Below are 23,893 nucleotides of genomic sequence, written 5' to 3'. Positions count from 1 at the left end.
ATTTATAATATATAAATAAAATGAGGTGTTTGTATGAGTTTATTCAAAGGTTCAGCTGTTGCTATCGTTACTCCTTTTAAGGATGGAGGCGTTGATTTTAAGAAGTTAGAAGAGCTTCTTGAATGGCATATTAAGTCTAGTACAGATGCTATAGTAATTTGTGGAACTACTGGTGAAGCTTCTACTATGTCTGAACAAGAGAGAAAAGAGACAATTAAATTTACAGTTGATGTAGTAAAAAAAAGAATACCAGTAATAGCAGGTACAGGATCAAATAATACTGCTGCATCTATTAATATGAGTAAATGGGCAGAAAGTATAGGAGTAGATGGACTTTTAGTAATAACGCCTTACTACAATAAGACTACACAAAAAGGTCTTGTTGAGCACTTTAAAGCTATTGCAACTAGTGTTAAAAGCCCTATTATTATTTATAATGTACCTGGAAGAACAGGATTAAATATACTTCCAAAAACATTAAAAGTATTATGTGAACTAGATAATATAGTTGCTGTTAAAGAAGCTAGTGGAAATATAAGCCAAATAGCTGAAATAAAAGCTCTTTGTGGTGATAAACTTGATATATATTCTGGAAATGATGATCAAATAATTCCTATATTGGCTTTAGGAGGAATCGGTGTTATATCTGTACTTGCAAATATAATTCCTAAGGATGTACATGATATGTGCAAATTATTCTTAAATGGTAAAATAGAAGAAGCATTAAAAATACAATTAGATTCTTTGGCTTTAACAAATGCACTATTCATAGAAACGAACCCAATACCTGTTAAAACAGCTATGAATATCATGGGAATGAATGTTGGAGATTTAAGACTTCCTCTTTGTGAAATGGTTTCAAATAATCTAGATGTTTTGAAAAAAGAACTTGAAAATTATGGACTTTTAAAATAAGGGGGATTTTCCATGGTTAAAATTATACTAAGTGGATGTAATGGCAAAATGGGAAAAGTTATATCGAAATTAGTAGATAGCTCTTCTGAATTAACTATTGTAGCTGGAATAGATAAAAACACTGAAAAAATTAGTTTTCCAGTATTTGCAGACATATCTAAGTGTACTGTTGATGCTAACGTTATTCTAGATTTTTCAAGACCAGATGCCTTACAAGGATTACTTAAATATAGCAAAGAAAAAAATATAGGAATAGTTCTTTGCACTACAGGATATACTGAGACTCAAATTGATGAGATAAATAAAGCATCAAAAGAGATTGCTGTATTCCGTTCAGCTAATATGTCTATAGGAATTAATGTTATAAACAAAGTATTAAGAAATATAAGTGAATTACTGTATAAGGATTTTGATATTGAAATAATAGAAAAACACCATAATCAAAAGGTTGACGCTCCAAGTGGCACTGCTATTCTTCTTGCTAATACTATAAAAGACTCTATACATGAAGAAAGCAAATTTGTTTATGGAAGAGAAGGCATATCAAAAAGAACTAATGACGAAATAGGAATACATGCAATTAGAGGTGGTTCCATAGTTGGCGATCATGAAGTTATATTTGCTGGCAAGGACGAAATTATAGAATTAAAGCATACGGCCATGTCTAGAGATATATTTGCTATTGGAGCTCTTAAAGCTTGTCAATTTATGTTTGGGAAAGTTAAAGGATTATATTCCATGGATGATGTAGTGAAATAAAAAATTTAGAATATTATATTCATATTCGTTTTAACAATAGAAAAGCTTGTTGTCAATTTGACAGCAAGCTTTTCATTTTGAGCTTATCACCAAATTTTTAACTATTTTACAATTACAGCTACAAATCCAAATATTAAAAATGTTATGCTTATAATCTGATTTATCCCATAAGAGGCAATCTTCACATTAGTTAAATTATCCGGCGATACGATTCTATGCTCTATTATAAACAAAATCGATATAATTCCAAGACCTATATAATAAATCACTCCCAACTCTCCACTTAAAATACCAACAAAAACAAGTAAAATTACTGCTACTACATGAAACAATGCTGCAAAACAAAGGGCATTTTTTATACCAAACCTTGCAGGTATTGAATGAATACCATTTATAGTATCAAATTCATAATCCTGAGCTCCATAAATAATATCAAATCCTGAAACCCATAGAGTATTTGCTGCTCCCATAAATAATGCAACCCAAGAAATTTCTCCAGTTACAGCAATCCATGCACCTACAGGTGCTGCAGCTGAAGTTATTCCTAATACTAAATGACAAGTCCATGTAAACCTCTTTGTATATGAGTAAATTATCATCAGAAACAATGCTATTGGAGAAAGCATTACACATAATGGATTAAGCATTGCTGCAGCTATAACCATAACTAAAAAGCACACCGCGGTAAACACTATAACCTCTTTCTTTTTTAGCATTCTCTGAGGCAACTGCCTCATAACAGTACGTGGGTTCTTTGCATCAATTTCAGCATCAATAACTCTGTTTATAGCATTAGCTCCTGTTCTTGCTCCCATAAATGCCACTATAATCCAAAATATTGTATGTACGGAGGGTCTTCCTTTACTTGCAAGCATCATAGAAATAACTGCAAAGGATAATGAAAATATGGTATGAGAAAACATAACAAGAGTAGCATAATCATTTATCTTTTTTCTAACTTTACTCAATACCATATTCATCCCACCTTTTTGAAACAAATTCTTTTATGTCTTCAGTCATTTCAATATCATCTGGCCACTCTCTGGCATGTCCTTCACTAGACCATTTTTTTGTGGCATCTATACCCATTCTATAACCATAATGAGGAAGATTTGATGCGTGATCAAGTGCATCCAATGGACCTTCTGAAATAACCACATCTCTCTTAGCATCTATATTATTAAATACTTTCCAGGCTACTGTAGATAACTCATGAGGATTTATATTCTCATCTACAACAATTATCATTTTAGTGTACATCATTTGCCCAATTCCCCAAAAAGAATTCATTATTTTCTTAGCATGACCTGGATATCTTTTCTTAATAGAAACAATTACACAGTTATGAAATACTCCTTCTAATGGAAAATTAAAATCTAATATATCTGGATACTGCATTTTCAAAAGAGGAAGAAAAATTCTTTCTGTAGCCTTTCCCATATAGCAGTCTTCCATAGGAGGCTTTCCCACAATTGTTGCTGGATAGACAGGATTTTTTCTATGAGTTATACATGTAACATGAAATACTGGGTAGTAATCTGCAAGAGAATAGTAACCTGTATGATCTCCAAAAGGTCCTTCAAGTCTATACTCTTCATTTACATCCACATATCCTTCTATAATAAATTCAGCATCTGCTGGTACATATATATCATTAGTTATTGATTTCACAAGTTTTACAGGAGATTTTCTCAAAAATCCAGCAAACATCATTTCATCAATCATCTTTGGAAGCGGGGCTGTAGCAGAATAGGTTATTGCCGGATCACATCCAAGTGCTACTGATACAGGCATCCTTCCACCTAAAGCTTTATACTTATCATAAATTTCTCTTCCATCTTTATGCAAATGCCAATGCATGCCTGTGGTATTCTTATCAAACATCTGCATTCTATACATACCCATATTCTGAATTTCACTTTCTGGATCTTTAGTTATAACAAGAGGCAGAGTAATAAATCTCCCTGCATCCTGAGGCCAACATTTTAATATAGGAAGTTTAAATAAATCTGGTTCATTTTCAATAATCTCTTGACAAGCCCCCTTTGTTGGCAATTTTATAGGAAACACTGTTGCCATTCTTGCTAGTCTTGGAAGTGACTTAAATTTCTTCATAATTCCAAGATAATTAGACATATCAATAAATTCTCCAATATCATTTCCAATATCATCAAGCTTTTCTACTCCAAGAGCCATACTCATTCTTTCATAAGTACCCATTGCATTTATAAGTACAGGATATTCTGATCCTTTTACATTTTCAAACAAAAGAGCAGGTCCATACTTTTTTGAAACCCTATCAGCTATCTCTGTAATTTCCAATTCTGCATTCACTTTTGATTTTATTCTTTTTAGCATACCTTTTTCTTCTAAATGCCTTATAAAATCCTGCAAATTCTTATACATTCTTAACTCCTCCTAATAACCTAATACCTTCAGTACACCATCCAGAGTATCCAGCATAAAATACACATCATCTTCTGTAATGATAAGTGGTGGCTGAAAAGCTAACACATTTCTGTATTCGCCATTTTTCCCAATGAGTATTCCTTTATCCTTCATCATTTCTATGATTAGGTCTGTTTCCTCTGAAGCAGGTAATTTATCCTTTTTTACCAGTTCTGCCCCCATCATTAATCCAATTCCTCTAACATCTCCTATTATGCTATATTTTTCTTTAAGCTCCATTAATCCACTTTTTAATTTTTCTCCAAGAACTTCTGCTCTTTGAGTTAAATTGTGCTTTTCAATATACTCCAATACAGCTAGTCCCGCAGTTGAGGAAACAGGATTTCCACCTAAGGTAGAAGCTGAGGGATTTTTAAAAGTCTCTGCCATCTCATCATTAGTAATATACGCTGCTATAGGAATTCCGTTGCCTAATGCCTTAGCCATAGTAATTACTTCTGGTACTATTTCATAATGTTCTATAGCAAACATCTTTCCAGTTCTTGCAAAACCTGTTTGAACTTCATCTATTATTAACGGAATTTCATATTTGTTAAGTACTTTTTTTAAAACCTTAAAATATTCCTTAGGTGGAGTTATTATCCCCCCATTTCCCTGAATAGGCTCCGCAATCATAGCTGCAACCTTTTTTGATGTATGGTTTTTTATAGTATTTTCTACTGCCTCAATACAAGCAAACTCACAATTCTCTGGAGTGGATTTAAAAGGACATCTATAACAATAAGGATTGGGTACAAAATGAGTTCCACCATATGGAGCAAAATCTGCCCTCCACATTCCTATTCCTGTAACGCTCATGGTAAGCGCTGTCCTACCATGCAGTCCATTATTAAGAGCTATAAACTCACTTTTTCCTGTATACAATTTTGCCAAAAGCATTGCACCTTCATTGGCTTCAGAACCTGTACCACAAAAGAAACTCCTTTTAAGGTTACCAGGAGTTACCTTAGAGAGCTGCTCTGCAAGGTTAACTAACGGCTCTGTAAGATAAATTGTGGTAGTGTGCTGTAAATTTCTCATCTGTTCTATGGTTTTATCAAGTATTTCCTCATTACAATGACCACAATTCATAACAGAAACTCCAGCAAAAAAATCTAGATATTCTTTGCCTGATGAATCATAGAGATGCTGCATTTTTCCCCTAACAAACTGAGGCGGATTTGAAAAAAAGTGATATGAACATGGTATTGTATATTCTTTTTTCTTCTCAACAACTTTTTTTGAACCTATAAAATTTTCCATAAAAAACTCCTTATAATTAATAATTCATTGACTGAATGCTCTGCCTTCTACCTGTTATATCTGTAATCTTTAAGGCATGCTCATAGTTCCACTGAAACTCTTGAAGATTGTCCATAATATTTCTATAAATAGCTGTAACTTTTTCTACCTGGTCAGGAGTATAATGCTGTGCCTCTATTCTAAAAGCTGATGCTCCTAATTCTTTTAATTCCCTTAGTATGGGAAGGTAACATATATCTTTTGTAAGTATTATATGATTCTTGCAATATTGATCACTATATACTTTATGACTTATTCCTTTCTCATCCTTAAGATCAAATGCTCCACTGCTGCAATAATTATTACAAAAATCTGCAGAAGTTTTTCCGTGCTCTGCAGCTATTAAACAATGCTCCAAATACATTACTCCTGGTGCTCCCTGCACTATTAATTCAATAGGTGTTTTAGTTTTTAAAAAAGCTGCTTTTGCTGCTTTTGCGGATGATTCTATTGAAAGAGTCACAGAACTTAATCCATGCTTTGCATAGAAAGCTGCTGCATGATCATTGTATATATTAAGACTGAAGTCTCCTCTAAATTCCATATCACTATCATAAAACTCATAAAGTTCACCTGCATTGCCAACAAGGATTCCTGCTATTCCAATTTTCTTTAGCTCAGGAATCAAATAGCTCAATTCTATTTTTTGTCTTTCAAAACTCATTCTAGGCAATACGTAAAAAACCTTTTTGCCCTTTGCATACTCTACAGCTTCCTTCAATTCTTGTTTTTTAAAAGGCTTGTCTGGTCTATATACTTCTCCTGCAGCATAAATTAAATCTGCACCACCATCACAAGCTCTTTTCAATGCCTCTAAATTGTTAACTTTAACAGTTAATTGCAGTTCATTTCTCTTTTTAGGATAGTCCACCTTAAATAATTCCTTAAGTTCTTGAATTCTTTCTTCTGTTATATCAAATTCTTCTATTGGTCTGCTGAAAACTCTTGGTTCCCTTTCTCCTGTTATATCTATATTTGACATTCCTGGATTTTTAAAGGCGTAGGCAGTAGATAGATTTCTTACCCTATTGTCATAAAAAAAACTGCTTACCTTTTCATCAGTTGTATATCCTGTGGGATCTTCTATAAATCTATCAATTGCTTCTCTATAATGATTTATTATAGAAGTTAAATAATCGCTCCCCCTCATTCTTCCTTCTATCTTAAAGGAATTTACACCAGATATAAGAAGCTCTGGTATATGTCTATAAAGGCATATATCTTTCACTGCTAAAGGATATATATTTTTAATTCCTGTACAATCCTTAAATGGCCATCTACATGGTTTCATACACTGACCTCTGTTACTGCTTTTGCCAAAAAGAATTCCACCATAATGACATTGTGAACCATGTACTGAACACATATCCCCATGTATAAAATATTCATATTCCATATCTGGAACTTCTTTTACAAAGCTTTTTATATCCGTAAAGGAACATTCCCTTGAAGTTACTACTCTAGTTACTCCAAGCTTTTTTGCAAGCTTTATCATACCTAAATTATGTACATTAGCCATTACACTAAGATGAATATTTAACTTTATCCCCTGATCCTGTATAAGCTTAAGAGCTCCAAAATCTTGAATTATTAAAGCATCTGGTTGTACACTTTCAAGGAATTTTAAAAACTCTCTAGACTCTTCTATTTCATTACTGTCCATCATATTATTGAAGGTTATGTATACCTTCTTACCCAAACCATGTGCCAAATCTATAGCCCTTTCTAATTCTTCATTAGATAAGTTATGATCTTTTCTATGCACTCTCATATTAAATTTTTTTCCGCCCATATAAAAAGCATCTGCACCACTGTGAAGTATGTTTTTAAAATCCTCAAAAGTTCCCGCTGGTGCAAGCAGTTCTATCTCTCTTTTATTAAAAATTTTTCCCATTTTGAAAAAACCTCCGCATATTTTAAATTCGATTTATAACTATATATTTTTCCATTTGCATAGTTTTTCTTCAAGCATATCTATTAAAGTAAACATTCCAAAGCCCACCAAACTAATTACTACAATTCCTGAATACATACTTATGTAGTCAATCCTATTCCATGCATCAATGATATAATAACCGATTCCATAATTAGTTCCATAACCTTCTGCAAAAAACAGAATAGATATAGCTGTTCCCATTGATACTCTTAAGTTTGTCAAAAGCTCAGGAAGAATTGCCGGCAAAGTTACATTCTTAAATATCTGAAACCTTGAAGCACCAAGACTTTTTATTAAATTATAGCTATCCTTTGAAATATTGAGTACTGAATCCCTTACTGCTACAATAACTTGAAATACAACAATCAAAACTATAAGAATAATCTTTGAAGTGTCTTTGAGACCAAACAACAGCATTAATACTGGAAGCAATGCTGTTTTGGGGATTGGGTAAGTAAAATATACTAAAGGATTTAACAGCTTATGCCATAACCTTGAATATGCCATAAGCAATCCTAACACAAGTCCTATAATTAAAGAAATCGTAAGTCCACCAATTACTCTATAAAGACTTACTAGGACATGAACATATAGTTTTTCTCCATACAATTTATCTATATTAAAATATATTTCTGTGGGCCTTGGCAAAACCTTCATATTTACCACAGCTGCAGCTATATACCACAATACATTAACCATTACAAAGCCCTGCAAAAATAATATCAATCTTTTTCTTAGTTTCATATTTTCCATCCCTTTTTTATAATACTTCTTACGTGTTTAACTAACTTATAATACTCTTCTCTTTCTTCTAAATTTTCAACATTAAAAAGAGTATTATTAATAATTTCAACTATATTCCCAGGGCCTTCTGACATTATAACAATCTTTTTCCCCATATAAATGGCTTCTTCAATACTATGAGTTACAAAAACTGTGGTTATCTTATATTGATTCCATATATCTATAAAAAGCTTCTGAGCCTCTTCCCTCGTAAGTGCATCCAATGCAGAAAAAGGCTCATCCATAAGTAATAAATCTGGATTCATTATAAAAGCTCTTGCTATAGCAACTCTTTGCTTCTGACCTCCACTTAACTCATCAGGATATCTCTCCTTAAGTGAACTAATATTTAATTTATTCATTACATAATTAATTCTTTCTTTTAACCTACCTTCTACAATTTTTCCCTTTATATTAAGAGATAATAAACAATTTTCCTCAACATTTTTCCAAGGAAGAAGTCCAAAGCCTTGAGGAATGAACCCTATATCATGCACTTTAGGATCTATGCTATCCCCTTTAATTAAAACTCTCCCTTGATACTCTCTTATAATTCCCCCAAGCACATGAAGTAGTGTAGACTTTCCACAACCTGATGGTCCAATAATGGCATAAATATCTCCTCTACCTATTTTCATACTTAATGGTCCTATTGCCTTTATTGTATTTTTTTGAGCCTTATAACTCACAACTAAATCATCTATCTGCAGCATTGCTACCTCCACAATATTATTTTATTGCTACATCACTTACTAAATCTTTAGGAATCAAGGATTTCTTTATAATACCCTTTTTTGTGGTCCAATCAATAACAAGCTTTAGTTCATCATCAGATGGCAGAACATTTTTTCTAAACTTAGGCAGAATAATTTTACCTTTCATATCCTTTGGATATCCAGCAGCCTTAATTACTGTATCTTCATATTCAGAAATTTGTGTATTATTTATATATTGAACAGCCTCATCATAAGCCTTATAAAATTCTTTAATTTCTTTTCTTTTACCATTTATTGACTTTTCGGTAAAGGCAGAAATTGCGGGGAACATTCCAAGCTTACTGGCATTTCCAAGAAGTACTCCTCCATCTTTTAGTGCTAAGGTTGAAAAAGGTTCTGGAAGAAGTGCTAAATCAATCTTGTTATTTCTTAGCATTTCAAGTCTTGCTGGTATAGCTGGAACTAATTCCTTTTTTATATCTTCTGGTTTTATAGAATTTTTTTCTGCCATTTTATCTAATGTATACTCTATAACGGTTTTATCAGATATAGCTGCACTTTTTCCTTTTATATCTTCCATAGATTTTATATTTGATGCTTTGTTGGCTACAAGCATAAAATCACCATCAGTGCTTCCTGTTATCTTTACATTGAAATTTGAATTTCGATAAAGACAAACTGCAACTTCATCTGCTGTCACTCCATCTAACTCTCCACTTTGAAATGCTGCATCTCTGTCCTTTGCACTTTTGAACATCTGGAGCTTAACATCTAAACCATGCTTTTTAAAATATCCTTTTTCATCTGCCATTATAAATGGTACTGCATCCACAGATGTTATCAAACCTACAGTTATAGTTTTTTTATTAACTTTTTCTTTTGCTGATGAGCATGCAGACATTGTTGATATTAATACTACTGTACTTATTAAAGATATTATTTTTTTTAATTTCAACATAATTTCTATTCCTTTCAATTTTTAAATAAATTATTTTTCTCCTTACTATAAACTAATTCATTAGCTTATACTCATTGTCTGTGATTTTGAAGTTATTTTTTAGTCCAGGAGTTATATATACCTTCTTGTCTTTTGTTATAAATATTGCTTCCACGTCCTTAAGTGTTTCAACAGATTTCAGACCTTCCTTCACATCCTTATAGAATACAGCCTTAGTCATAGCATCTGCATCTATTGAAACATCTCTTATTACCGTTACGCTTGCAAGAGAATTATCCATTGGATAGCCTGTCTGAGTATTTAGAATATGATGATATTTTTTTCCATCCTTTTCAAAATACCTTTCATATATTCCTGATGTAACAACTGTTTTGTTCACCACACTTACAATTCCTATAGATTTTCCTCGCGGCTCATAAGGATTCTGAATTCCTACCTTCCATGCTTGACCATTTATATTACTGTTCATTACAAATACATTACCACCCAAATTGATGATTGCATGCTTAACACCATTTTCTTTAAGTATTTTTACTGCTTCATCTGCTGAATACCCTTTTGCAATACCTCCTAGATCAATAATCATACCTGGCTTTTTAAGCATTATAGTTTTATTATTATCATTCATCTCAATATCTTTATAATTAATAAGAGCTTTTTTTTCATTAATTTCCTCAGGTAAAGGTAACCTTGCATGATCAGTACCTATTCCCCATAATTTCACAAGAGGCCCTACAGTTATGTCAAATATACCACCTGACTGCTTTGCATAGTCTATTCCTTTCTCTACAACAAAAAACGTATCATCTGATACCTTTACTGGTTTCTTTCCTGCTGCATCTGCCACAGCATCAAGTTCTGAATCGGCTTTATTTATAGTCATTCTATCCTCTATCTGATTAAGCCTGTCAAAAACCTTATCTACTACCTTTTCTGTAGATCTATCATATATTTTTACTGTGCACATAGTTCCTAACACAAACTCTGTTCTTGTAATAGGTTGAGTATCCTGATTTTTAGGAGAACATGCTGTTGCAATACTCAATATTAATATTACAGCTGTGACTAAAACTATATATGATTTTATATTCCTTTTTTCCATGGAACTACCACCTTTTTTATTGAATATATAAGAACCACAAAGACTTTAGAGGATATTTCCTCTAAAGCCTTTATTAAATTTTATAAAATCATTAATATTTGCCTAATATTATTAGTATTCACGTATCAAAAGTGTTTTAGTGATGTCATTTAGAATATTTTTATATTCATTATCAGGAAGTTTTTGTATAAGCTGAAATGCTTTGTCTGTATACCACTGTGCTAACTTCTTTGTTTTTTCTACACCACTAGCATAGTTGACCATACTAACTATACTGCGAATGTCTTCATCACAAAGATCATTTTTTGAAAGCAATGATGAAAGATCACTGTTGCCATCTTTTAACGCATATATAATTGGAAGAGTATAAATACCTTCTCTTAAATCATTTCCTGCACTTTTTCTTATTGCAACTTCATCACCACAAAAATCTAAAATGTCATCAATTATTTGAAATGCCATTCCAATATTATGACCTATATGCCATAAATTTCTGCAAATCTTTTTATTACATTTACTATGTAATGCACTCATATAAAGACTTATTGAAAAAAGTTCTGCTGTTTTAGCTGAGATTCTTCTCAGATATTGTTTTATTGTAACATTTTGGTTTTTTTGACTTAAAAACTGTTCCATTTCACCAAGGCAAATTCGTGAAATACTTTTTGAAGTAAAACTTAAATTTTTCACTTCCGATATTTCTGTAAGCACTACTAGAGATTTACTTAAAAGAAAATCTCCCATATAAACTGCATATTTTTTGCCATATCCTGACTGTATTGTTTGCTTTCCTCTTCTTAAAAGAGCATTATCAACGATATCATCATGAATAAGCGTTGCCATATGCAGCATTTCAGTAGCAGCAGCAATATTATGAATATCCTTTTTATTATATTTTCCAAAATGTCCACCAAGAATAACAAAAGCAGGTCTTAAAAGTTTTCCTCCAGAATCAATCATTTCTATAAATATATCTTCCATAAATTTGTCTATACATCTAACATTTTTTTTCATTATATCCTTTACTTGATTTAATTCATATTGAATTGAAGGATATTTACTCCAGAAATTGTCCATATTTTCCCCCTTTGATATTCTTTAGTGTTTCAATATATGTTAGTTTATTAATGTGTATTAACATATATTTTGAGGTTAATCCAACAAAGAATCCCGTACCAACTCCAGCTACTAATAGCACTGGAAGATATATAGCAATATTCATATTTTCTACTAAAAATGCTGCCACCAAAATTTGACCTACACTATGAAATATTGATCCTATAATACTAATTCCCCATATACTTACATCATCTTTTCCAAGCACTTTAGTAACATACATGGCAACTAAACTCAAAATTCCTCCTGTTACACTAAATAAGAAACTAGAAATATTTCCTGTAAAGAATGTGGAGAGTAAAATTCTAAGTATAATTATAAGCAAAGTTTCTCTAAAACTAAAAATATACATAGAAACAACAGTTGTTATATTTGCCAGTCCAAGCTTAGCACCAGGAGTTATAAATGGAACTGGCAGCATACCTTCAACAATATGAAGAATGATTGCTTGTGCTACAAGTAAAGACATAAAAACCATTTTTTTTGTACTTTTCATCTGATTCACCTCACTTGGACACATCACTCTTAATTATTACTATCAATTTATGCGGCATGCAAACAAGAGATTGTTCTACTTCACTAATAGTTCCAGATTTCACACACATTTTATCTGCACAATCAGCATCTATTATTCTAACAGTACCATTTTCTATTTTCACAATATTGTAACCATACTCATTTTTAACCTCTATAGTCTGTTTATAATTTTTATCATTTAGCTGAACCGTTTTATATATCTTATTATCTACATATATTTGTGCATACTTTTTTTCACTATATTTTACATGTGTTCTATAGTAAGAATAAACTCCAAACATTGCTGCTAAAAAAATTACTATACCTATAATAAATATATCTATTTTTTTCATAATACTCTCCACAAAATATTTACAAATTTAATATTATATTTTTTCAATTTGTTTTTTTCTAAATTCGCCTTTCCACAACTTTTCAAGCCATGGCATAATATAATAATCAAGACCAAAGGATCTTCCTGAACCACCCATTAATACAATTGCACCAAAAATATACCACAATATTTCCTTACCACCCATTGCTGACAATATAAAATTACAGCATAAGAATATAGAACCTAACGATGCAAGGAAAGTAAATGCACCTGCAATGAATGCCAATCCAAGAGCAACTTCACCAAGCACAATCATAATTTGAAAAAAATGTGCATATGGAGCTATAAATGTATTCATAAACGATGTATAGATTTCAGGTGGATGAGCTAAAAGTGCAGTTTGAGTAGCTTCTGCTGCCTTCTGTGCTTCTTTTACAACCTGTGATGCACTTGATGCTACATCTCCAACTTTTTCTGAGGCTCCACTCACTGCTGAAGTTGTAACTATATATATATGATCGCTTTTTAACCATCCCTGCTTAATCTTACCTACACCTTCAATAAGCCAAAGAACACCTATAAAAATTCTAAACGGAACCAACCATATGGTTTGTGATTTTTGAGAAAGATGAGATCCCATAATAGTTCTTCCATCCTTCATGTTAAAGAACTCATGTACAAGGTAATCCCATACTACATTAATTCCACCAATTCCAAAGAGATAGTGCATGTTAACAAGATGTTTCATCACCATTGCAAAGAAACCTGATGTTTTTATACCACCTGCATTTGCAACTGCATATTTACCACCTATTGACACCATAACTCCATGATAATTTGATTTAAAAGCTTTCTTTTCTTTTCCTTCTATATCAGCAGCAATATTATGTACAGCCGTTTCAGCAGTCTGCATAGCAGTTTCAACTATCTGAGGCAGCGGTTTACCATTTTCCTCAAAGTATAAGTTGTCTCCTACCATATATACATTTTCATATTTCATAGACTGCATTTTTTCATTAACCTGTACTCTACCACGTTTTGCATCACCTAGTTCAAGGTTAGCTGCAAATTTACACCCTTGAACACCGCATGTCCAAATTAGTGTTCTAGTAGGTATGCTTCTACCATCTTTTAATACAATAGAATTTTCATTTACTTGAACAATTGGAGAATTAAGAATTATTTCGATACCATGTTTTTTCATATAATGTTCAGCCTTAGCAGCCGAATCATCGTCAAGGGTTGGTAATACTTTCCCCATGGCCTCAACAACTTTAAGTTTTACATGATTTTTGTCTATATCATAATGTCTACATAGTTTATCTTTCCATTCTGCAAGTTCACCCATAGTCTCTATTCCAGTGAAGCCTGCCCCTGCTACAACAAAAGTAAGTAGTTCATCTTTCTTCTTTAGATTTTTTTCAACTGCAGCCAATTTAAACATTTTTGGAATATGTTCACGTATCTCTACTGCATCCTCTAAAGACCATAATGAAAATCCATTTTCCTTTACTCCTGGCACGCCAAAATAAGCAGGTTCACTTCCAGCACCAATTATAAGATAATCATATGGATATTCCTCAGTTTCTGAAACCAATTTCTTACCTTCAAAGTCAACCTTTAATATTGTATCTGTAACAACATTTACTGATGAACGCCTAAATATTTTACGTAAATTAACTTGAACACTATCTTCTTCCACTCTTCCACCAGCTACTTCATGCAGCTCTGTCATAAGTGTGTGATAAGGATTTTTATCTATTAATGTTACTTTAATTTCGGTATTTTTTTTAAATTTTTTGTTAAGCAATTTTGCTGCACTTACCCCTGCATATCCAGCACCTAAAATGACAATTCTTTTAGATTCCATAACATTCTACCTCTCTTTCCATTTACTTACCTAATGCGTGTTTAGCTGCATTTTCACCTGCTATACGACCAGTATTATATGCATATCCAAGGGTACCACCTTCAAACATAACATAGCTATTTCCATACGCTCCACCAGCATCTGCTCCTGCAACCCAAAGTCCTGGAATAGGTTTATCCTTTATATCCACTGCTTGAATATTTTCATCAACCTTAACGCCACCTAATGTTCCAAGTAATCTTGTAGTAATCTTCATAGCATAATAAGGTCCTTTGTCCAAGTTATATAAATACTTTGGATCTTTAAAGAATTGATTGTCTTTTCTATTAGCAATGCTTTCTGTATATTTTTTCATTGTAATATCAAAAGTTTGTTTGTCCATCTTTGATTTTTGTCCTAATTCTTCAAAAGTGCTTCCCTTAACAACTTCACCTGTTTTTATACCTTCTTCAAGAAAAGGTGTTAAATCATATGGAGTTTCTTGAGAATTATTAAGTTCTACTGTATCAACAGGTGCATTGAATTCCATATATTTCTGAGGATTATTCTTCCATCTGCCATAAATATCATCCAAAGCAATAGTACCTTTTTGTTTTATCAAATCAACAGTATCCTGATTAAATATAACCCATGCCATACCATCTGGCTGCTCATATAAAATATTTCCTGCTGCTGCATATTCATAAATAGATTCCTCATTACAGAATCGTTTTCCATCTCTATTTACCCATAAAAATGGATAACTTCCTAATGTCCATACATCACCAGCTGTTTTCATCTTCTGTCCTTCAGGAGCTGCATTTATAAAGAAGAATTGTCCTACATAGTTTCCTGACTCTGCTGCACCTGCCTTCCAGGCCATTTTTATACCATCACCTTTAACAGAATTAATTGCACCTGAACCTGCTTTTTCACCAAAATTTTTCTTTATCATTTCAGCATTACCACCATAACCGCCAGTTGCAATAACAACAGATTTTGCTGAAATATTTAATTTTTTACCATCTATTTGCTCAGCAATAACTCCTGTTATTTCGCCTTGCTTATTTTTTATAAGCTGCTCACCTGTTGTATCAAACAATATTTTTCCACCTTTTTTCTTGATGGACTCTTGTAAATTAGTAATAGCTTTGTATCCTCCATCTGTATAACCTACAAATTCTTTAGGATCATTTATATGAGGTGGTTGTCCACCTATACCTGGATCTACTAGAGTCAAATTACAACCATTTTTTATAAGCCAATCAACAGTAGAACCTGATTTATCTATAATTGCTCTTACAAGATTACCATTAGCCCTGTTATTACTGTTTTCCATATATTTCTTATATAGCCACTCTGAAAGATCTGGCACTCCAGCTGATTTTTGCAGTGAACTACCATTTGAAAACATTCCTCCTGCCATAGTACCTGCACCTGCTGGTATAGATGTTTTCTCTATCATAAGTACATTAGATCCTGAATCAACTGCTGCAAGTGCTGCTGAAGTACCTGATGCTCCTGCACCAACAACAACTACATCTACAGACATATTCTCTGTTTTTCCAGCATTAGGTTTTGGTCTTTTTATTTTTAGTTTCTCTGGATCCATTCCTGCTTGCTTTGCACAATCTCCAACAGCATTAAGAACAGCCTCACTTGCACTTGTTGCTCCTGATACTATGTCTACTTCAAGACTTTGATCATTAACAATTTTTTTAGGCATTTTTTCATTTACAGCATTTTTTATTCCAGCTGTTTCAGAACTTTCCAATACTTTTACAGATTCAATTTTGTTATCACTAAATTTTGTCTCAACTTTTACTGGTCCACTATGACCAATTGCAGTTCCAGTATATGTACCTGCTTTAAACTTGATTTCCGATTTAGTTTCTGATGAACAACCAATTGTGGTAGTAATAGTCATCATACATACAAAGAAACAAATCGCTTTCTTTCTTAGACTCATTAGTATGTCCCCCTCTCTTTTAATACAAATAAATTAGGAAATTGTGATTTCCTTATATATCTAAATTCCAACAAAAAACGTTTCCATTTTCCAATGAAATTTAAATCAAAACTTAGAAAATAATCTTTGTTTTAACATCTCAATATTACATTTTTAGCTAATATTTTTAATTTAACCCATTCACACCATTACTAATACCCCCACTTTCTTCAAGTGAGGGATAAGTACTACTATACGTCTGCATAAGTTCTTCTAATATTGATAATATATTGACAATGTTAAGTATAAACTATATTCTTAAAATATAGTCAATAAAATAATATTAGAATATCATTAAAATTTATGGAGGAACTTAAATGGAATTGCAATTTACATCTGGACAAGTTTGTAAAATATTTAATATTACTAAACAAACACTTCTTTTTTACGACAAAATAGGTATTTTAAAGCCACAATATGTAGATCAAAATAACGGATATAGATATTATTTTTTGAATCAATTTGAACTTTTATATCTAATTTTGTCTCTCAAAGAAATAGGAATGTCTTTAAAGGAAATTAAAAATCATCTTACTCAGAGATCATTAGAAAAAAATATTCTTCTATTTGAAAATCAAATTTCCAAAATTCAAAATAAAATTGCTAATTTGGAAACAATTAATAAGAGATTACAAAAGAGCCTTAATCGAATAAAACAAGTAGATAATATAAAAAATAGTGATGAATTTATCATAAAGTATGTACCTGAAAAATATCTATATTCAATACCTGTTCAACGTGTTAACGGATTGCAAGATTTTAACTTGACCCTTTCCAAAATAAAAGAACATATAGGAAACTGTTTAGATACATGCTTTTGGGATGTAGGATGTATAGAAAAATATGATTCTTTCGAAAAAAACAGAAATACTGAAATGTTTGTAGTAGTAGATAGCATTTTTAAAGATCAATATTTAAAAATAAAACCTGCAGGACATTACCTTTGTACTTATCATTATGGATCTTATAATACATTAGATACTACATATAAAAATCTATTTAACTACATGAATTTAAATGGTTTTAATATTTCTGAAGATATATATGAAATTTATATTGTTGATATTCTAAACACAGATAATGAAAGTAATTTTATTACAGAAATTTCAATTAAAATATAGAATAATTTATAACATTATTTTTTCAAATTTAAAAAAGCTTGCTGTCAAAGTAACAACAAGCTTTTTATTTTGTACTTTTAATTAGCAACCTTCTTTAAAATTGCTTTCCTCTTTAGAAGAATTGTTTTTATTAAGACCAAATACATAATAGCAAACAGTCAAACCTATAAGCCAAATTGGTCCTACAATAACTGCTATTAGCGTATCAGGATTCAAAGCCATCATAAAAAATACGAATACCAAGTATACTAAAGCAAAATAATTTGTATATGGATACATCTTCATTGGAAACTTTAATGTTTTTACTTGATCAGATGTAAGACTCTTTCTAAACTTTATTTGTACTAATACTATCATAAACCATGCAAATAAACCTGCAAAGGTTGCAATACTAGCAAGATATAAAAACACCTTACCTGGTAAAAAATAATTAAGCACAACACCAATTAGCATACATGCTGAAGATGCCAAAATTGCATTCATAGGAACATGTCTTTTACTAACTTTTCCAAAAACTTTTGGTGCTGAACCTTGAAGAGACAAATTATATACCATACGCCCTGTTGTATAAATACCACTATTGCATCCAGAAAACGCTGCTGTCAATACAACAAAGTTTATAATTCCAGCTGCAGATTTAATACCAAGTTTACTAAATGTCAAGACAAATGGACTGCCAATTACCCCTATTTTATCCCATGGATAAAGACACATGATTACTGTCAATGCTCCTACATAGAATATACAAATTCTCCAGAAAACTTTATTAATAGCAGATGGTATAGTTTTTTCTGGATTTTTTGCTTCACCAGCAGTAATACCTATAAGTTCAGTACCAAAGAAGGCAAAAGTAACTAATGCCAAAGCGCTCACAGGTCCTTTTATTCCATTAGGGAAAAACCCGCCATTAATCCATAAGTTTGAAATACCAATAGGCTTTCCTGCATTACCTATTCCAGTTACAATCATAACTATGCCTATGATAATCATGGCAATAATAGCAACAACTTTTATAAGAGCAAACCAAAATTCACATTCTCCAAAAGCTTTTACTGCAACTAAGTTTATACATACCATAACAACGAGAGTTACTAAAGCTGATATCCATTTAGGGATAGACGGAAACCAAAAATTAACATAAATTCCTATTGCAGTAACTTCCGCCATGCAACATGAGATCCAATTCAACCAATAAGTCCATCCTGTTAAATATCCAGCAAGTGGTCCCATATACTCATTAGCATAAGCGCTAAATGAACCTGCAACTGGATGTTCAACTGCCATTTCACCAAGTGCACGCATAATAATAAATAAGATAATTCCTCCAGCTAAATATGATAGCAAAATTGCAGGTCCTGCCATTCTAATAGTAGTTGCTGATCCTAAGAATAAGCCAACACCTATTGCGCCACCTAATGCTATCATTTGAATATGTCTTTCTTCTAATCCACGTTCAAGATTTTCATGCGAACCATTATTTTTATCGCTCATTCTTCTAACCACCTTAAATCTAAAATATTTCATTCAGTTAATTGTCTATATTATTTACAATTATAAAGTGATTCCAATCAGCTAACTAGCACAATGAAGTATTTTATATTCCTTACATGCATTTATAAGTGCTTTAAATATCAAAAGTTGCTCATCATTGCGTTCACTTAACATTTCAGGATGCCATTGTACACCTACAACAAATCTATCTTGCCTTTTTAATTCTATAGCTTCAACTATTCCATCTGGTGATATAGTAGAAACATGAAAATCGTCAGCTACATCCTTTATTGCCTGATGATGATAAGAATTCACGCTCATAGTTTTCTTATTAAAAATTCTATAAAATATACTTTTTTCATTAATTTCAACTTCATGTACCGGGTTATATTTTGGTGACCCCTTCATTGAATGATTTATAATTTTATTATTTCTTAATTCTAATGGAATTTCAGATAAGTCCTGATAAAGAGTTCCTCCACAAACTACATTTAAAAGTTGATATCCTCTGCAAACACCTAAAATAGGGATTTCAGTATTTTCAATAATATTCTTTGCTAATTGTAATTCCTGTTTATCTCTTTCTGGAATTATTTTTCCTATTTTTGCTCCTATATATTGTCCATAATGCTTTGGTTCAATATCTGCTCCCCCTGCAAAAATTATACCATCCACAATATTAATAACATTCCCAATGTTATTCAAATCATTAAACACTGGAATAATTACAGGAATTCCATCTGCCTTTTCAACTGCCTTAATATAATCATCAGCAGCAATTTGGTAATCAAATCCACATCCGAATCCTTCATAAACTCCATTCAATCCATAAGAATAATCTGCACATATGCCTATAACTGGTTTCATATTTATTCCTCCTATATTATCAATGAAAATTCATATTTTAATTGAATTACAGCTAATTCAGTACCTTCCCCCTTTTGACTCTTTTTAGAATCTTCACAATAATATAACAGCAATAAACATGCCACAATTAAATTTCTGAAATTTTGTACATATGCATCATTATTTTTAATGATTATTGTCAAAATGAATTGTCATTTTAATAATACGTCTTTATAATATCGCATTTTCCCGTCATTTTGCAACAAAAATCTATTGTCATTTTGACAATAGATTTTTCATTTTGAACTTCATATTGAATTTTATAAATTATATTTTTTTATATCTCTATATAATGTGGAAAGACTTATTCCTAATTCTTCTGCAATTTTTTGTTTACCTGCAAGAGTGCTACCATGTTCAACTATTAATTTCTCAAGACATTTTTTTCTTATTGATTCTAAATTATTATATTGAATTTCTTTTTTTCCTACACTTATTTTTTTAGGGATACAGGACAATGTAAGTATATCTTTATTTTCCATATTGACAGAGTACTCAACAACATTCTCCAGCTCCCTTACGTTTCCTGGCCAATCATATAACAATAATTGCTTTTTTACTTCTTCCGATATGCCAACTATATTTTTATTTAATTTTTTATCATATTTATCAAGAAAATACTCTGCAAGTAAAATTATATCCTCTAGTCGTTTTCTAAGAGGAGGTATCATTATTGGTATTACACATAATCTATAAAAAAAATCCTCTCTGAATTCTCCCTTTTTTACCATAGCTTCAAGATCCTTATTAGTAGCTGAAATTATTCTCACATCCAATTTTATGGACTTTACTCCTCCTACTCTTTCCAATTGTCCCTGTTCTATAACTCTAAGCAATTTAGGCTGCAAATGTAATGATAAATCTCCAACTTCGTCAAGAAAAATAGTTCCTCCGTTAGCAAGTTCAAATTTACCCGGTTTTCCACCTTTATTTGCACCTGTAAAAGCACCACTTTCATATCCAAAAAGTTCACTTTCAAGAAGATTTTCAGGTATTGCAGCACAATTAATAGCTATGAAAGGTTCTTCTTTTCTTTTACTCATTTTATGAATAGCCCGTGCAAATACTTCTTTTCCTGTACCACTTTCACCTAAAATTAAAATATTAGATTCATATTTTGCCGCTTGTGTAGCAAGATTTTTAGTTTGATTAATTAACTTACTATTACCCTTTATACTGTCAAGATTTATATTTAAATGTGAAGCATCAGCTAAAAGTTTATATGCTATATTACTCAATTCTTTTTTATGTTTAAATATAAAAAGAATATCCGTCTTTTCATTACTGTTATTTATGAATTTTATACTTATAAACATTCTATTATTAGGAATTGGTGCTCTTAAAATAACTTCCAATTCCTTATCAGCTTCCTCTTTAAAATCACTTATTATATTTTCAAAATTATCTTCCACAAAAATTTCTTTTACATTATTCTTATGTTTTAACATTTCTTCCATAATACTATTGCAAACAAGTATTTCTCCTGAGGAGCTTGTAAGAACAACTCCCTCACTTATAGAATTTAAAACTGTTATTAATCTATCCTTTGTTTCTTTTTCCTTTATTTTAGTTAAAATACTTTCTGCTAACCTTTCTAAAAAAGTTATAAGTTGACTTCTTATTTTAACCTGTTTTTCTTTAAGTTTGGAAGTTAATGACATAATCGTAATAGCTCCAATACATTTTCCATCATTTTTTATAGGATATGCTATAGAATACTCATTAAAGCATTTTCCATAAGTCTTAATGGGACATGTATAACATATTTTATTACCTTTAGGGCTATCTATAATTAAAACCTTACCATTTTCTATAACATAATCATTAGCACACCCCTTTGGAAGTGCTTGTCCTATGGATTCTTTAAATAACCCAGTTGCAGCAACTCTTACTAAATGGCTATCCATAACATAGATATCAAACTCAATAATAGAACTTGTTGTCTCTATTAAATTCTGTATAAATTCTCTTATTTCATACATTGCACTATACATATAATTTCACCACTTTATTAATATTTATATTTATATTTATATTTGAAATTGCAATTTTAAAATCATTAATTGTATTTTATCACATGAATAATTTCATGTAAATTTACTTATAATATTAAAATGAATGAAAAGGGCAGTTTAATAAAAAAACTGCCTCTTTACAAATTTATATTAACTAATAGACTAATTCATTATTTTTTTAATAATATCAAAAAATGAACTTTTCTCAAAGTCCATTTCATTTACTATTTATCTTTATTTAAATAAAAAAATTTCAAATCAACAATTAAATCACTATAAATTACTTTAAATTTTTCACAAAGTTTTCTATTCTGTCTGACGCCTCTTTTAATTGTTCCATACTATATGCATAAGAAATTCTCATATGACCTTCTCCACCAATTCCAAAAGCTGAACCTGGAACAACAGCAACACCTGCCTCTTTTAGAAGCCTTTCACAAAATTCATCACTTTTCATATTAAATTTTTTTATAGATGGAAACATATAAAAAGCTCCCATAGGAACATTCGATTCCAATCCCATTTTAATAAACCTATTATATAAATAATCTCTTCTTTTTATAAATTCTTTTCTCATATATTCTACATCATCCATGCAGCTTTTAAATCCCTCACAAGCCGCCCATTGAACAATGGATGGTGCACAGGATACATTATATTGGTGAACCTTCATTATAGCACTCATGAAACCTTCTACTGCACATACATATCCTATTCTAAGACCTGTCATAGAAAACATTTTTGAAAAACCACCAACAGCAATTACTTTATCCTTTATATCCTCAAATTGAGCTATAGAATAATATTGATCTTCAAAACACAATGAACTATACATTTCATCAGTTATAGCTACAATTTCATTATCTTTAATTATTTGATGAAGTTTATCATTATCTTCCTTTGATAAAATAGCTCCAGTCGGATTACATGGGTATGATACAACTATAACCTTAGGCTTTTCTTTGCTTATTATACTTTTCAATTCCTCAAAGTTGATAGAAAAATTACTATTCAAATTATAATTTATAATCTTAGCCCCAATAAGCTTTACACAGCTTTCATAAGCTGGATAAGCTGGTGTTGGTATAAGAATCTTATCTGAAGGATTCAATAAAGCTGCAAAAACATCCATTAAACCCTCACTACCACCAACAGTAATACATATTTCATCCTTATGATAGTTTATATTTTGATTTTTTAAATAATCCGATATTCCTTCTCTAAGTTCTACAATTCCTGCATTTGATGTATATGTAGTTTTGTTTTCATTTATTGCTTCAATCATAGCCTTTTTAATTTTATCAGGTACATTAAAATCAGGCTGGCCTAAGGTTAAAGATATGGCATCTGGATAATTAACTACTTTGTTAAAAAACTTTCTTATACCTGAAATTTCTATGCTCTGCACATTATTAGATATTAAGTTATCTTTAGTCATTGCTATAAAGCCCCCTTTAAATTTGTTATATAAAAATTTATAAAAACATAATAGCATAAAAAAAGAAAGGTGTACATCTTAAATAATAAAAAAAGACTGTATATTCTACAGTCTTTGATCATTCATATAAAATTGGCTCCGCGAAAAGGATTCGAACCTTCAACCTATCGGTTAACAGCC

20 protein-coding genes are annotated in these 23,893 nt (G+C 31.2%); 3 read left to right on the top strand and 17 right to left on the bottom strand.

From position 1 onward, the window contains the following. Nucleotides 1-33 precede the first annotated feature (33 nt). On the top strand, nt 34-915 hold the full coding sequence (dapA, locus tag EG57_RS0210055; protein WP_032077096.1) for a 4-hydroxy-tetrahydrodipicolinate synthase: 882 nt from the start codon (nt 34-36) through the stop codon (nt 913-915). 12 nt (nt 916-927) lie between these two features. Continuing rightward, nucleotides 928-1,674: a 4-hydroxy-tetrahydrodipicolinate reductase gene (gene dapB, locus EG57_RS0210050; RefSeq protein ID WP_032077095.1), complete on the top strand. Its 747-nt coding sequence runs from the start codon at nt 928-930 to the stop codon at nt 1,672-1,674. A 101-nt stretch (nt 1,675-1,775) separates the two neighbouring features. On the opposite strand, the gene EG57_RS0210045 is transcribed toward dapB, so the two are convergent. The 13 genes from EG57_RS0210045 to EG57_RS0209985 form a co-directional block, all read right to left on the bottom strand. Further along, complete coding sequence (locus tag EG57_RS0210045; protein WP_032077094.1) at nt 1,776-2,648, bottom strand: UbiA-like polyprenyltransferase; 873 nt, start codon at nt 2,646-2,648, stop codon at nt 1,776-1,778. After that, complete coding sequence (locus EG57_RS0210040) at nt 2,635-4,080, bottom strand: menaquinone biosynthesis decarboxylase (RefSeq protein ID WP_032077093.1); 1,446 nt, start codon at nt 4,078-4,080, stop codon at nt 2,635-2,637. The genes EG57_RS0210045 and EG57_RS0210040 overlap by 14 nt, the downstream gene beginning before the upstream one ends. Nucleotides 4,081-4,092: 12 nt before the next feature. Next, nucleotides 4,093-5,385: an aspartate aminotransferase family protein gene (locus EG57_RS0210035; protein WP_032077092.1), complete on the bottom strand. Its 1,293-nt coding sequence runs from the start codon at nt 5,383-5,385 to the stop codon at nt 4,093-4,095. 16 nt (nt 5,386-5,401) lie between these two features. Next, nucleotides 5,402-7,318: a peptidase U32 family protein gene (locus EG57_RS0210030; RefSeq protein WP_052037822.1), complete on the bottom strand. Its 1,917-nt coding sequence runs from the start codon at nt 7,316-7,318 to the stop codon at nt 5,402-5,404. A 39-nt stretch (nt 7,319-7,357) separates the two neighbouring features. After that, complete coding sequence (locus EG57_RS0210025; RefSeq protein WP_032077091.1) at nt 7,358-8,104, bottom strand: ABC transporter permease; 747 nt, start codon at nt 8,102-8,104, stop codon at nt 7,358-7,360. Continuing rightward, on the bottom strand, nt 8,101-8,856 hold the full coding sequence (locus EG57_RS0210020; RefSeq protein WP_032077090.1) for an ABC transporter ATP-binding protein: 756 nt from the start codon (nt 8,854-8,856) through the stop codon (nt 8,101-8,103). Before EG57_RS0210020 ends, EG57_RS0210025 begins: the two co-directional genes overlap by 4 nt. Before the next feature lie 16 nt (nt 8,857-8,872). After that, nucleotides 8,873-9,817, bottom strand: coding sequence for an ABC transporter substrate-binding protein (locus EG57_RS0210015; RefSeq protein WP_108849564.1), 945 nt, complete (start codon nt 9,815-9,817; stop codon nt 8,873-8,875). Nucleotides 9,818-9,869: 52 nt separating this feature from the next. Beyond that, nucleotides 9,870-10,919, bottom strand: a complete 1,050-nt coding sequence (locus EG57_RS0210010; RefSeq protein ID WP_052037820.1) for an FAD:protein FMN transferase — start codon at nt 10,917-10,919, stop codon at nt 9,870-9,872. Nucleotides 10,920-11,030: 111 nt separating this feature from the next. Further along, the gene (locus tag EG57_RS0210005; RefSeq protein WP_032077089.1) at nt 11,031-11,996 is read right to left on the bottom strand and encodes a polyprenyl synthetase family protein; all 966 of its coding nucleotides are present in this window, start codon (nt 11,994-11,996) and stop codon (nt 11,031-11,033) included. Beyond that, complete coding sequence (locus EG57_RS0210000; RefSeq protein ID WP_052037819.1) at nt 11,977-12,531, bottom strand: Gx transporter family protein; 555 nt, start codon at nt 12,529-12,531, stop codon at nt 11,977-11,979. Before EG57_RS0210000 ends, EG57_RS0210005 begins: the two co-directional genes overlap by 20 nt. A 10-nt stretch (nt 12,532-12,541) precedes the next feature. After that, nucleotides 12,542-12,904 carry a NusG domain II-containing protein gene (locus EG57_RS0209995; protein ID WP_032077088.1) on the bottom strand — a complete coding sequence of 121 codons (363 nt, stop codon included), beginning with the start codon at nt 12,902-12,904 and terminating at the stop codon, nt 12,542-12,544. Between the two features lie 33 nt (nt 12,905-12,937). After that, nucleotides 12,938-14,755, bottom strand: a complete 1,818-nt coding sequence (locus tag EG57_RS0209990; protein ID WP_032077087.1) for an NAD(P)/FAD-dependent oxidoreductase — start codon at nt 14,753-14,755, stop codon at nt 12,938-12,940. A gap of 22 nt (nt 14,756-14,777) precedes the next feature. Then, nucleotides 14,778-16,703 carry an FAD-dependent oxidoreductase gene (locus EG57_RS0209985; RefSeq protein ID WP_032077086.1) on the bottom strand — a complete coding sequence of 642 codons (1,926 nt, stop codon included), beginning with the start codon at nt 16,701-16,703 and terminating at the stop codon, nt 14,778-14,780. A gap of 356 nt (nt 16,704-17,059) precedes the next feature. Between EG57_RS0209985 and EG57_RS0209980 the strand changes: the two genes are divergently transcribed. Continuing rightward, a complete protein-coding gene (locus EG57_RS0209980) occupies nt 17,060-17,863 on the top strand; it encodes a MerR family transcriptional regulator (protein WP_032077085.1) in 804 nt (267 codons plus the stop codon). Between the two features lie 81 nt (nt 17,864-17,944). On the opposite strand, the gene EG57_RS0209975 is transcribed toward EG57_RS0209980, so the two are convergent. The 4 genes from EG57_RS0209975 to EG57_RS0209960 form a co-directional block, all read right to left on the bottom strand. Then, nucleotides 17,945-19,354 carry an amino acid permease gene (locus EG57_RS0209975; RefSeq protein ID WP_032077084.1) on the bottom strand — a complete coding sequence of 470 codons (1,410 nt, stop codon included), beginning with the start codon at nt 19,352-19,354 and terminating at the stop codon, nt 17,945-17,947. An 81-nt stretch (nt 19,355-19,435) separates the two neighbouring features. Next, nucleotides 19,436-20,221 carry a gamma-glutamyl-gamma-aminobutyrate hydrolase family protein gene (locus EG57_RS0209970; protein ID WP_032077083.1) on the bottom strand — a complete coding sequence of 262 codons (786 nt, stop codon included), beginning with the start codon at nt 20,219-20,221 and terminating at the stop codon, nt 19,436-19,438. A gap of 299 nt (nt 20,222-20,520) precedes the next feature. Then, nucleotides 20,521-22,254, bottom strand: coding sequence for a sigma-54 interaction domain-containing protein (locus EG57_RS0209965; RefSeq protein ID WP_032077082.1), 1,734 nt, complete (start codon nt 22,252-22,254; stop codon nt 20,521-20,523). Between the two features lie 301 nt (nt 22,255-22,555). Next, on the bottom strand, nt 22,556-23,713 hold the full coding sequence (locus tag EG57_RS0209960) for a pyridoxal phosphate-dependent aminotransferase (RefSeq protein WP_032077081.1): 1,158 nt from the start codon (nt 23,711-23,713) through the stop codon (nt 22,556-22,558). Nucleotides 23,714-23,893: the final 180 nt, after the last annotated feature.

Source organism: Clostridium drakei (assembly GCF_000633595.2).
Classification (GTDB): Bacteria; Bacillota; Clostridia; order Clostridiales; family Clostridiaceae; genus Clostridium_AM; species Clostridium_AM drakei.
The sequence above is the reverse complement of the archived record's forward strand: the minus strand, read 5'-3'. Positions and strand labels throughout refer to the sequence as shown.